Origin of the sequence: Niallia sp. FSL W8-0954, from assembly GCF_038005605.1 — a bacterium.
GTDB lineage: Bacteria > Bacillota > Bacilli > Bacillales > Cytobacillaceae > Niallia > Niallia circulans_A.
The window spans coordinates 4751673-4763844 of sequence record NZ_JBBOTN010000001.1 but is presented as its reverse complement, the minus strand read 5'-3'; the positions used below and the strand labels follow the sequence as shown (position 1 = coordinate 4763844).

The window sequence follows — 12172 nt, the reverse complement described above, 5'->3', positions numbered from 1 at the left end:
AAAATTCCTCTATTTTATTTTCCCTTCAATTATTGATAAAATAGCCATATTTCATATAAACTGTAATTTGTTGCTTATGATAAAAATAGCTTTTTTAAATGACTAATAAAGAATGCTAAAAGTACTAATGAGATGAAACTTCTTGTGGATGATTTTGAGAGTACCTATACTGTTCTAGTTGGAGAGATAGTATGACATATATATCAGTGGAAAAAACATATGACATTATGGAGATCTGCATATTAGCAGGAAGTATTATGCTGCAAAATGGAGCGGAGACCCATCGAGTAGAAGATACGATGACAAGAATTGCAACTGCTTATGGTGTGACCGATTCTGACTGCTTTGTTACCCCAACAGGCATTATTTTATCATTAGAAGGGGAAGAACCGACAAAGACGAAATTAAATCGGATTATTGAGCGGACAACTAATTTAGAAAAGGTAGCTCGTGTAAATGATATTTCTCGTAAAATAAGTACAGGAACAGTAAGTATGAAGGAAGCGTACCATTTATTGAAAGATGTGGAAGATGAAAAATGTACGTATTCGGATTCCTTTCAAGTCATCGCAGCTGCCATTGCAAGTGGTTGTTTTTTAATCATGTTCAATGGAGTTTGGGGAGATTTTATCCCTGCCTTGCTAGCTGGTGGTTTAGGCTTTTTGTGTTCCTTGTATTTTCACAAAGCTTTGCAAATAAAGTTTTTTGCTGAGTTATCGGCAGCCTTTGTTATTGGGCTAGTGGCTTTTTTCTCTGTTTCCATTGGCTTTGGACAAGAGGTGGATAAGATTATTATCGGCTCTGTAATGCCGCTTGTACCAGGTTTGCTTATTACAAATGCAGTGCGGGATCTAATAGCAGGTCATTTAGTATCTGGTATTTCAAAAGGAGCAGAGGCTTTTTTAACAGCTACAGCAATTGGTTCAGGGATCGCCGTTGCATTTTTTATTTTTTAAGGAGAGGAATAAGTAATGAATGAATTTTTAGCACAGGCAATAACTAGCTTTGTTGCAACGTTTGGCTTTGGAATTATTTTTCATATTCCTCGGAAATTATTAATCCAATGTGGATTTGCAGGGACAATTGGATGGATGGCATATTGGACAATTGTTCATTTTCATCAAAATGAAGTAATTGCGGCCTTGTCTGGCTCTTTTCTTGTCGCCGTCATAAGTCAAGTGTTCGCCCGAATATATAAATCACCAGTTATTATATTTAGTGTCGCTGGGATCATTCCTTTAGTTCCGGGGGGAGCTGCTTATAATGCGATGCGTAATTTTGTCGAGAATAATTATTATGTAGCGGTAAGCTTAGCAGCAAAGGTCTGCTTAATTTCAGGATCTATTGCAATGGGTCTAATGTTATCGGAAGTAATTAATCAATTAATATTCCGGGCAAGCGCTCGGAAAAAGTCACTTGATAAAGGGTAAAAGCTCTTTATCGAGTTTTTTTATAAGCAAATAGAGCAAAGGAATTCTATTGTTTTTTTAGAGGGGGCAGTATTCCTTGTGAAACAGCATGTTTTTCTTTTGGAACACGTTCCAATATGTGTGAAAAAAACCTATTTCCCAGCATCCTATTTACTCGGGACTAGTTAGACGTTAAGGTTGTAAGTGAAGAGATATTCGTTTGATTTTTATCGGTAATTTTGTAAGGGATTGCAGAAATAAACGGAAAAGGAAGGCGATCTATTATGGGAAAAGGGATTAAAATTGTTACTATTGGCGGTGGGTCAAGCTACACACCTGAATTAGTGGAAGGATTTATTAAGCGATATGATTCATTACCTGTGCGGGAACTTTGGTTAGTAGATATTCCTGAAGGACAAGAAAAGCTTAATATTGTTGGAAATCTAGCGAAGAGAATGGTGAAGAAAGCAGGTTTACCAATTGAAATTCACTTAACTCTAGATCGAAGAGAAGCGCTTAAGGATGCTGATTTTGTTACAACTCAATTTCGAGTTGGTTTACTAGCTGCACGTGCAAAAGATGAAAGAATTCCTCTAAAGTATAATGTGATTGGACAAGAAACAAATGGTCCAGGAGGACTGTTTAAAGGATTAAGAACCATTCCTATCATTTTAGATATTGTAAAGGATATGGAAGAGCTTTGTCCAAACGCTTGGCTCATTAACTTTACAAATCCAGCTGGAATGGTGACAGAAGCTGTTCTTCGTCATAGTAATTGGAAAAAGATTGTCGGGTTATGTAATGTACCGATTTCTATCCAAATGGGTATCGCTAAGCTATTAGAAGTAGAATCTAGTCGTGTACACGTTGATTTTGCTGGCTTGAACCATATGGTATTCGGGTTAAATGTATACTTAGATGGGGAGAACATTACACCAGAATTTTTAGAGAAAATGTCGAAGCATAAAAGTGATACGATGAGGAATATTGCTGCTATTGACTGGGAGCCAGACTTTATAAAAGCATTAGGAGTTATTCCATGTGGGTATCACCGTTATTATTATAAGCAATCAGAAATGCTGCAAAATGAGCTGGAAGAAGCAGCAGAACAAGGTACACGTGCTGAAGTCGTTCAGCAATTAGAAAAAGAGCTGTTTGAACTTTATAAGGATGAAAACTTAGACATAAAACCGCCGCAGCTAGAAAAAAGAGGTGGCGCTTATTATAGTGATGCAGCTTGCAGCTTAATTGATTCTATGTACAATGACAGAAGAGATATTCAGCCTGTCAATACAATAAATAATGGAGCTATTGCAAGCATTCCAGATGAATCAGCGGTAGAAATTAGCAGTATTATCACAAAGGATGGTCCAAAACCGATTGCAATCGGCGATTTACCTGTTGCAGTTCGCGGACTTGTTCAACAAATTAAGTCCTTTGAAAGAGTGGCAGCAGAAGCGGCAGTTACCGGGAATTATCATACAGCATTATTAGCTATGACGATTAATCCGTTGTTGCCGTCAGACAAAGTGGCAAAACAAATTTTGGATGAAATGCTAGAAGCACATAAAGAACACTTACCGCAATTCTTTAAAGAAGAAGTAGTATCTTCATAAGATAGGATTAAATGGCTATGTATTCGGGAATCCCGTAATACATAGCCATTTTTTAATTTTGCCCATTTCGGACAGTATTTTGGAAGAATAAGAATAGTTTCCACGTAAAAACTAAAGAAACAGGATTGACTAAAAGAAAGAAGGGAAAAAGATGGCCGAAGTTCTTGATTGCATTATTATAGGCGGTGGCATAGCAGGATTGCAGGCAGCGATTCAATTAGGAAGATATAATCATGATGTGCTTATTATTGATGCAGAGGATGGTCGATCTACGATATGTAAAAGCTATCATAATATTTTAGGATATCCTGATGGAATCAGCGGCTCAGAATTGCGGAGCTTAGGAAGGAAGCAGGCAGAAAACCTTGGGGTAGAGTTTCTGAAGAGTACTGTTACTTCTTTAAAGAAGGAAGAGGGGCATTTTACGGCAGCAACGGTAAAAGGCTTGTTTCAATCTCGGAAAATTTTGCTTGCAACAGGTGTCATGGATAATATTCCTCCATTTGCAGAATTGTATCCTTGTCTTGGAATCAGTGTTTATTTATGCCCGGATTGTGATGGATATGAAGTAAAGGATAAAAAAACAATAGTGATTGGAAATGGAAGTGTCGGGGCAAATATGGCCCTTACTTTGTTGTATTGGACAAGTGATATTACGTATATTAATCATGGTGGGGAGGCTATTTGCGAAAAGCTGGGAAGACAATTAAGTGATAGTGGAATTTCCGTTTTTACAGAGAGAATAGATCGTGTATTAGCAGATGATTCCCAAATCAAAGGGTATGTATTGGGAAATGGGAAGATGCTCGAGACGAGTCATAGTTTTATTGCATTTGGCGGGAATAAAGTAAAGTCAGATTTGGCAGTGCCTTTAGGGGTCGAGATAATGGAAAATAATCATATAATCGTAAATGCGCGTACGAAAATGACCAATATAGATGGGGTTTGGGCAGCGGGTGATGTTGTGGCTCATTCGGAGCAGGTTACAATCGCAATGGGAGAAGGATCGCAAGCAGCTATATGGATTCATAAAGCTTTACTAAAGGACAGCTGAAAATAAAAAAGGAGGTTACTCAAATGGATGCTAATCTTTTTGAGTAACCTCCTTTTTTTACAAACTAGCTCTATAGACTCGATAACCGATTATATCACCATAGGTATAAAGAATATAGGAATGGTCCATCAATTTACCTTCTAATTGGACATTCGTTGGTACGGTTCTATCAATTGCTTCATCTTCTTTTTCCATTCCCGTCATCATATGGGAAAAAACAGAGTGCCCAAGTTTTATTTCTACTTTGGGAAAACCAGCTTCCGTCATTAAATATATCCATTCTTTTTCTGTATAAACCTTTTCAATGCCATATACTTCACACATATTCTGTTGTTCTATTGCATGGAGACTTCTTTCTGCCGTCATTTCTAACAATAGTAGGATGCCGCCTGGTTTGAGTACTCTTTTAATTTCGGCAAGGGAGTTTTTGCAATTAGTGAAAATTAGTACAGATTCTATTAAAATGATGTCAAAGCTGTTGGAAGGAAAGGGCATCTTCTCTAGGCTTCCTTGCACTAATTGGATCGACAGCTTTTCTTTTTTAAATCGTTCTTTTGCTCTTTTCACCATTGTAGGATGATAATCAATACTTGTAACAGCACAAGGATAGTTCTTTTTTATATAAGCTGATGTTTGGCCTGTGCCGCAGCCGCCATCAAGTAATGTTGTATGGCTCGTAATTTTTTCTTGTTCCAATAAAAACTTTGTTAATGTTAATCCACCTGGATGTGCACCGCTCACCCCGAAATAGGCAAGGGCATCTTGATAGGTCGGTTTCATTTTATTCCTCCCAGCAAGTCGATTTCTACTTTCCATACTATATGAAGAATATGATGCTTTGGTTCTGCAATAATTAATACTCATTTTGGGTGGCGATATGATATGGTTTAATTAGAGAAAATTTACCAGCGTTAGGAAAGGAAGTGTATATAGCTATGGCTATTACCAAAACAAATGCAATGCGAATTTTGGATGCCGAAAAGATTCCCTACAGTGTACATACCTATGAAAATAAGGATGGAAAAATCGATGGTATATCCGTTGCGGGTAAGATTGGTAAAGAAACCGAAATGGTGTATAAAACACTTGTGGTGAAAGATACGGGGAATGGAATTTATGTATTTGTTATCCCTGTTGAAGCAGAGCTTGATTTAAAAAAGGCAGCAAAAGTAGTCAATGCAAAAAAGCTAGAAATGATTGCCGTAAAGGATATTCAAAAAACAACTGGTTATATTCGGGGTGGCTGTTCGCCAATCGGCATGAAGAAAAAATATGAGACAATCCTGGATGAGAGTGTGAACAAACAATCCTCAATTATTGTTAGTGGAGGGAAGATTGGTGTTCAAATTGAAATGGAAGTTAACAATTTAATCCAAGTAACAGAAGCAAGAGTAGAAGATGTAATTCATTAAATTTTTAAGAGCAGGGCAGGCCGTTCAACATGTCTTAGTAAAGAGGTATCCTCAAAGGCTCTTTTGCGAAAACCGAAGAGTGAAAAGGTAACAGAGGAAGAACCGAAACAAATAAAACATTAAGGCGGCCTTCTTTAATGAAGACTCGCCTATTATCGGATTTATTCTGGATGATCTAATGCATATAATTGCTGGTAGCGGCTGCTTGTAGCTAGCAGTTCTTGATGGCTTCCTCTCAGAACGATCTCTCCTTGATCCATAAAGATAATTTCATCCATCTCTTCTACACCTACAAGATGATGGGTAATCCAGATGATTGTTTTTCCTTCCAATGTTGTAAAGATTGTTTTAAGCAATGCTTTTTCTGTTTTTGGGTCAAGACTGGCATTTGGTTCATCCATAATAACAATAGGAGTCTTTTGGAGCAATATTCTGGCTAGTGCTACTCTTTGTCTCTCTCCGCCAGAAAAACGTTGGCCAGTTTCCTCCATAAAAGTATCCAACCCATTTGGCAAGGAGGAAATTAACTCCTCTAATTGAGCCGCTTTAATCGCTTTTATTAGTTCTTCATCGGATGCTTCTTCTACCCCTAGTAAAATATTATTTCGTAAGGTTGTTGCAAAGAGGTGAGGTGTTTGATTGAGCACAGATATAATCGAAGAAGTCTCTGCATGAAACGAAGCAGATGTCTCTCCATTATAAGTGACTCTTCCTGTTGTTGGCTGGATTACTCCTTGAATCAATTTCAGTAAGGTTGATTTACCAGCACCGCTTCTACCGATAATGGCAATCTTTTTCCCCTGTGGAATATCTAAACTTACATTAGATAGGGATAAAGTTTGTTCTTTCTCATACTGATAAGAAATTTGATCAACTTGAATATTGACTATATCGGTGTCCAAGATCGGACGAACTCTTTCGTTTTTTTGTTCAGGAACATTTAGTTTGTTAAGTCTAGCTAGCGAGTCTTGATAGGCTGGCAGTTTTTCAAATGCATCAGAAACGACTAGAAAAGCGTCCAAGATTGGCAAGGCAACTAGAATAATAGCAGCAATTAATGTAACAGGAATAGCTCCATCGATATATTGCTTACTAGACCAGAAAACGAGAGAAAGGATAATCAATGCCGCAACTGCTTGGGAAGCAAAGTTGCGCCACCGAGTAAATTGAACAAGTTTATAATTGATTTGCGCAACAATCGCTTCCTCTTTTTCATATTCCTCTATAAAGCTTTTCGACCGACCGCTGATAACCCAGTCGCTAATACCTAAAATACAATCCGTTAATTTTTGATATAGCCCGTTTCTTTTTTGTTTAAATTCTCTTTGGTTTTCGCGCATGAGCACTAAAGAAAGAATAGGAAAGACGAATAATAATAGGCCTAAATAAATGGCCATAAGAATGGCGAAAGGAATATCTAATATCCCAATAGCACATACCACTAAAATATATAAAACAGAGGTTGCAAAGGTAGGGAAAATGGTCCGTAAATATATATTTTGCAGTTTCTCAATGTCATCAGAAAGAATCCCGAGCATGTCGCCAACTTTAAATCTGCTTTTTAAAAACAAAGCTTGTGGTTCTAAAATTTGATATAGCTTTATCCTCATTTTCGATAAAATGCGCAGAACGGTATGATGACCAGCCAATTTTTCTAAATAGCTTAAAACAGCCCGACTAATACCAAAGGTTCTCACGCCAACAATTGGTACATAAACCATTAATATATTTTCGACTGGGATGGCTGATTTAGAAATAAGATAGCCAGAAGTAAAGGTAAGCATCGCAGCTGTAAGTAAAGCTAGGACACTCAACAAAAGAATTAAGACAATTCGGCCACTATTTGCTTTCAGAAATGGAGAAATCCATTTGTTTTCATTCATTTTTAGAGTCATCCTCCTTACTGTTGTAATAGCTTATAATAAAAGCCCTTTGCTGCGACTAGCTCTTCATGTGTGCCTGTTTCTACGATGGTGCCTTGATCCATGACAATAATCGAATCCATCTCTTTCATCCAATGAAGACGATGAGTTGCCAGGAATACTAATTTCTCATTAAATAAAGGAAGCATCATTTCTTTTAATTCAAACTCCGTTTCAATATCTAAATGGGAAGTTGGCTCATCTAACAGCATGATTTTTCGATTGGTTAAGAATGCACGTGCCAAAGCAATTCTTTGTTCCTGCCCGCCACTTAAATTTCTTCCTCCATCTCCTAATATTTCATCTAGACCATTAGGAAAAGTGGTGTAAATGTCGTATAGCCCAGTTGCTTTTAATGCTTGGATAATTTCCTCGTCGGTAGCATCTGGATGATAAAAGGCAATATTTTCTCGTAACGTCATGCTAAATATATAAGGAGCTTGCGGGATATACGTAGTCAGCTGTCTCCATTCCTCTGTCATAAGGCTAGGTAAAGAAACACCATTTACAGAAATACTCCCCGCGCAATGCTGAGAAAACCCGCTTAGGAGGTCAATAAGCGTAGACTTCCCCGCGCCACTTTCACCGACAACACCAATTTTTTTATAACCATCAATCGTAAAGGAAAGGTTTTTTAAGGTTGCCTTTTCCTTTGGATGATGCTGAAAGGTAACATGGTCAAACGTTAAGAAAGGATTATTACCTAAAGAAATAGACTGTCCTGTCATTTTGGTAGATTTTTGGGTTTGGATAATCGTTTGGATTGCATCCCCAGCTTCTTTTCCGTCTAATGTTGCGTGATAATCAGCTCCGACCATTCGAACAGGCAGGAAAAATTCTGGTGCTAAAATAAGAATCATTAAGGCAGGTAATAAAACTAAATCACCGTTTATTAAGCGTAATCCTAAGTTTACTGCTACCACTGCAACAGAAAGCGAGGTAAAGAAGTCTAAAGAAAAGGAGGATAAGAATGCTAATCGTAATGTTTTCATCGTTGCCCCGCGATATTGTTCACTTACTTTTTCGATATTTCCGCTATGCTGTTTGCTTCTTCCTAGAAACTTCAGTGTTTCTAGTCCTCTTAAAGAATCCAAAAAGTGATTAGATAAGATTTTGTAGGTGGCAAGCTGCCGATTCATTTGGCTGCTAGCTGCCATGCCCACAAGTATTAGAAATCCGATTAAAATCGGCGTTGTAACTGTTAAGATTACACCCGATAGCCAATCATTCCAATATACATATAGAATAATCATGCCTGGAACTATTCCGGTAGCCAGCATTCTTGGTAGAAAAAGCTCCAAATATGTTTTATATTGGCTAATCCCTTCAAGGACAAGTGTAGCAATGTTTCCACTTCCTTGTTTCTTGGTGAACTTAGGACCTAATTCAAATAATTTTTGCATTAACTGAAGACGAAGCTCTTTACTCGTTTTTTCAGCAAATGCGGTAGCGATATTTTGTTGGATAGTGTGTAAAAAATGCCGCCCTAAAAAAGCTAATAAGAACAATATGATCTTTACATATTGTTCTTGATAGGCCTCTCCGTTATATAAAGAGGCTATTATTTCTGCAAGCCATTTGGCCTGCAGAATAATAGCAGCTCCTTCCACAATGGTTAATATTCCTATAGTTGCGAGAATCGGCTTGATCCCAGTAAGTTTTAAAAGATTTTTATCCATTAGTATTCTAAATGGGACTTCTCAGTAATACGTTTCCGGAACACAATATAGCTCCATATCTGATAGCCAAGAACAAATGGCAGAAGCGTTAGGGCTACAATTGTCATCACTTTTAAAGAATAGTGACCGGAAGCTGCGTTGTGAATGGTTAAACTAAATGCATCACTTATTGAGCTAACCATTACTCTAGGGAATAAGCCGATGAAAATGGAAGCAAAGGATAAGGTGATAACGGCACCAGTCATCCCGAAAGCCCATCCATCCATTTTTCGAGAGATAAAGAATCCGCCAACGACAAAAGCAATAACCCCTAATGAGAAGATAAAGGAAAGGATTAAGCCGCGTTCTTGGAAAATATCTGTTTTAATATAGGTTAATGCAGAAAATAACGTTAATAAGATACCTAGTAAAGGCAAAAGCTTTTGTGCTAAATTTCTTGCTCTTTCTCGTAAGTCACCAACGGTACGTAAGGTAGTAAATACTAGTCCGTGTACAAGGCAAAGGACTAATACTGTAAGCCCTCCTGTTAATGTATAGTAGTTTACAACATCAAAGAAGCCAGCTTTTAATTCCATATTTTTATCGATTGGCAGTCCTTGCATAAAGCAAGCAAAAACAACGCCAAATAATAAAGGTGGAAGAAAGCTTCCTAAGAAAATACAAAGATCCCATGCCTTTTTCCATGCAGGGTGGCTATCTTTTGCACGGAATTCAAATCCTGTTGCCCGAACGATTAATGCTAATAAAACAACTACAAGCGGTGTATAAAATCCGCTGAACATCGTAGCATACCAATGAGGGAAAGCGGCGAACATGGCGCCCCCTGCAGTAATTAACCACACTTCATTTGCATCCCAGTAAGGACCAATAGAATTAATGAGTATTCGTTTTTCCATATCATTTCTTGCTAAAAGCTTTGTTGACATTCCAACCCCAAAATCAAAACCTTCTAAAAAGAAGAATCCAATAAATAAAACAGCGACTAAGATAAACCAAAGAACATTTAACTCAAGCATGGAAACCCTCCTTCGCAAACGGGTCATTCGTTACTTTTGTATCTTCTTTTTCCATCAAATATGGCCCTTTTTTAATAACTTTTACATATAAGTAAACCATGATAGCACCTAGAATCGCGTAGATGGTACAAAAGGCAATGATAGAGAATAATACTTGCCCGGCTGAAACACTTGGGGAAATACTATCTGCTGTTGTCATTAATCCAAAAACGGTCCATGGCTGCCTGCCAATTTCTGTCATAATCCATCCAGAGGTATTAGCGATAAATGGCAGGGAAATTCCTGCTACCATGAAACGGTAGAACCATTTATTAGGTTTAGTAACTAATTTCTTTTTCCAAGCCAGAAATACGCCATATATCCCAAGGAGAATCATTGCTACTCCTGCTGCAACCATAATGCGGAAACTCCAGAATGTTGTTTTAACTGGAGGAATATAATTGCCATCCCCATATTTCTGCACATACTCTGCTTGCAGGTCATTCATCCCTTTTACGCTGCCATCTAATGTGTTGTAAGAGAGGATGCTTAGTAGATAAGGGATTTTTACTTCTCCGCTATTTTGTTTGTTTTCAACATCAATATTGGCAAAAACGGTCCATGGTGCTGGATCTTCGCTTTCATCCCATAGTCCTTCACTAGCAGCCATTTTCATTGGTTGTGTTTCTACTAAAAATTGCGCTTGGGCATGACCAGCAACAAGTGTTAGAAAAGTAGCACTTAATGCAACGGTAATACCGATTTGAAAAGATTTTTTAAAGAAATCCACATCTTTTTTGCCTAGCAATTTAACAGCACTAATTCCACATACTAAAAATGCGCCAGTAGCTAGTGCTCCAAATACAGTATGAGGGAACTCAACAAGAACTTGGCCGTTTGTAATAAGTGCAAAAAAATCATTCATTTCAGCGCGGCCATTATTAATCTCAAATCCAACTGGGCGCTGCATAAAGCTGTTTGCTGCTAAAATCCAGAAAGCGGAAATGGTTGTTCCAAATGCGGTAAGCCAAATACATGCTAAATGTACTTTTTTTGATAAACGATCCCAGCCGAATATCCAAAGTCCGATAAAGGTGCTTTCCATAAAGAAAGCGAGCAATGCCTCAATCGCAAGTGGTGCCCCAAATACATCACCAACAAAGCGAGAATAGTTAGACCAGTTCATACCAAACTGGAATTCTTGAAGAATCCCTGTAACAATACCAATAACAAAATTGATTAAAAATAATTTGCCCCAAAACTTTGCCATTTTTTTATATTCTTCATTCCCAGTTTTCACATAAAAAGATTCCATGATTGCGATAATAAATACTAAACCAATAGAAATGGGAACGAATAAAAAGTGGAATATGGTCGTTGAAGCAAATTGTAAACGCGATAGAAAAATCATATCCATGAATTTCTCCTCCTTTTTTGTATTTTGAACAGATTTGTGAATCTTCCAGTTCGCTAAAGCGATAAAAATCATTGCATAAGATGAAATTCAATTAGATTTAATTGAGGTAGTAGGATAAAAAAACTTGTTAAAAGTGCTATTCCTTGATGTTCATCCTATGTAATTTAATGATGGAAAAAGTCGATAAACATTGATATAAAAGGTTTTTAACAAAGTTGATTTTTCCGATCGTCTCCTTTTGGTAAATGATAGGTATATCATAATGAAATTTCGTCTGTTTGCGGTAAAGTTCACTCATTGTTTGAAAAATGTTCACATATCCGTTCACAGAAAAGACAAAATAGAAGATGGTTTAGGAAGAAAGCTGAGAAGGGAAAGAGGACAGCAGGGATATTTCATTAGTTGGGTTGGTGAGGGTATTAGATAAGAAGCGCCGCAAGAAAAGAGTGGAGAGCCGCAAGAAAAGAGTGGAGAGCCGCAAGAAAAGAGTGGAGAGCCGCAAGTAAAGAGCGGGGAGCCGCAAGAAAAGAGCGGGGAGCCGCAAGAAAAGAGTGGAGAGCTGCAAGAAAAGAGTGGAAAGCCGCAAGTAAAGGCATTCCTATTCCTAACCTGTGCTCCTGCATATAAAGCAAGCAGATAAATAATTTACAAAAAGACAAGCATCTCTT

The 12172-nt window shown here is 37.7% G+C and carries 10 protein-coding genes; 5 read left to right on the top strand and 5 right to left on the bottom strand.

Annotation, left to right across the window (positions count from 1 at the left end; genetic code table 11):
• Positions 1–191 precede the first annotated feature (191 nt).
• The 4 genes from NX902_RS23255 to NX902_RS23240 all read left to right on the top strand — a co-directional run bounded on the left by NX902_RS23255 (position 192) and on the right by NX902_RS23240 (position 4079).
• Positions 192–956 carry a threonine/serine exporter family protein gene (locus NX902_RS23255; protein ID WP_095329495.1) on the top strand — a complete coding sequence of 255 codons (765 nt, stop codon included), beginning with the start codon at positions 192–194 and terminating at the stop codon, positions 954–956.
• Positions 957–971: 15 nt separating this feature from the next.
• Positions 972–1430, top strand: coding sequence for a threonine/serine exporter family protein (locus NX902_RS23250; RefSeq protein WP_123258515.1), 459 nt, complete (start codon positions 972–974; stop codon positions 1428–1430).
• 263 nt (positions 1431–1693) lie between these two features.
• Positions 1694–3025, top strand: coding sequence for a 6-phospho-beta-glucosidase (locus NX902_RS23245; protein WP_095329497.1), 1332 nt, complete (start codon positions 1694–1696; stop codon positions 3023–3025).
• A 151-nt stretch (positions 3026–3176) separates the two neighbouring features.
• Complete coding sequence (locus NX902_RS23240; protein WP_171510185.1) at positions 3177–4079, top strand: NAD(P)/FAD-dependent oxidoreductase; 903 nt, start codon at positions 3177–3179, stop codon at positions 4077–4079.
• Between the two features lie 57 nt (positions 4080–4136).
• Here NX902_RS23240 and NX902_RS23235 read toward each other — a convergent pair whose 3' ends face one another.
• The gene (locus NX902_RS23235) at positions 4137–4859 is read right to left on the bottom strand and encodes a class I SAM-dependent methyltransferase (RefSeq protein ID WP_163185134.1); all 723 of its coding nucleotides are present in this window, start codon (positions 4857–4859) and stop codon (positions 4137–4139) included.
• Positions 4860–5014: 155 nt separating this feature from the next.
• Here NX902_RS23235 and ybaK point away from each other — a divergent pair, with 155 nt between their 5' ends.
• On the top strand, positions 5015–5491 hold the full coding sequence (ybaK, locus tag NX902_RS23230) for a Cys-tRNA(Pro) deacylase (protein WP_341161037.1): 477 nt from the start codon (positions 5015–5017) through the stop codon (positions 5489–5491).
• A gap of 161 nt (positions 5492–5652) precedes the next feature.
• Here the strand turns inward: ybaK and cydC are convergent, their stop codons facing one another.
• Genes cydC through NX902_RS23210 form a run of 4 tightly spaced genes read right to left on the bottom strand, consistent with a single transcriptional unit; the run spans position 5653 to position 11504 of the window.
• Positions 5653–7374 carry a thiol reductant ABC exporter subunit CydC gene (gene cydC / locus NX902_RS23225; RefSeq protein WP_341161036.1) on the bottom strand — a complete coding sequence of 574 codons (1722 nt, stop codon included), beginning with the start codon at positions 7372–7374 and terminating at the stop codon, positions 5653–5655.
• A 17-nt stretch (positions 7375–7391) separates the two neighbouring features.
• Positions 7392–9092, bottom strand: coding sequence for a thiol reductant ABC exporter subunit CydD (gene cydD / locus NX902_RS23220; protein WP_123260264.1), 1701 nt, complete (start codon positions 9090–9092; stop codon positions 7392–7394).
• Complete coding sequence (gene cydB, locus NX902_RS23215; protein WP_123258511.1) at positions 9092–10108, bottom strand: cytochrome d ubiquinol oxidase subunit II; 1017 nt, start codon at positions 10106–10108, stop codon at positions 9092–9094. The genes cydD and cydB overlap by 1 nt, the downstream gene beginning before the upstream one ends.
• Positions 10101–11504, bottom strand: a complete 1404-nt coding sequence (locus tag NX902_RS23210; protein WP_123258510.1) for a cytochrome ubiquinol oxidase subunit I — start codon at positions 11502–11504, stop codon at positions 10101–10103. Before NX902_RS23210 ends, cydB begins: the two co-directional genes overlap by 8 nt.
• Positions 11505–12172: the final 668 nt, after the last annotated feature.

Coding starts and splice junctions, on each gene's coding strand:
- NX902_RS23255 (WP_095329495.1), top strand. CDS start 192: ATGACATATATATCAGTGGAAAAAACATATGACATTATGGAGATCTGC.
- NX902_RS23250 (WP_123258515.1), top strand. CDS start 972: ATGAATGAATTTTTAGCACAGGCAATAACTAGCTTTGTTGCAACGTTT.
- NX902_RS23245 (WP_095329497.1), top strand. CDS start 1,694: ATGGGAAAAGGGATTAAAATTGTTACTATTGGCGGTGGGTCAAGCTAC.
- NX902_RS23240 (WP_171510185.1), top strand. CDS start 3,177: ATGGCCGAAGTTCTTGATTGCATTATTATAGGCGGTGGCATAGCAGGA.
- NX902_RS23235 (WP_163185134.1), bottom strand. CDS start 4,859: ATGAAACCGACCTATCAAGATGCCCTTGCCTATTTCGGGGTGAGCGGT.
- ybaK (WP_341161037.1), top strand. CDS start 5,015: ATGGCTATTACCAAAACAAATGCAATGCGAATTTTGGATGCCGAAAAG.
- cydC (WP_341161036.1), bottom strand. CDS start 7,374: ATGAATGAAAACAAATGGATTTCTCCATTTCTGAAAGCAAATAGTGGC.
- cydD (WP_123260264.1), bottom strand. CDS start 9,092: ATGGATAAAAATCTTTTAAAACTTACTGGGATCAAGCCGATTCTCGCA.
- cydB (WP_123258511.1), bottom strand. CDS start 10,108: ATGCTTGAGTTAAATGTTCTTTGGTTTATCTTAGTCGCTGTTTTATTT.
- NX902_RS23210 (WP_123258510.1), bottom strand. CDS start 11,504: ATGGATATGATTTTTCTATCGCGTTTACAATTTGCTTCAACGACCATA.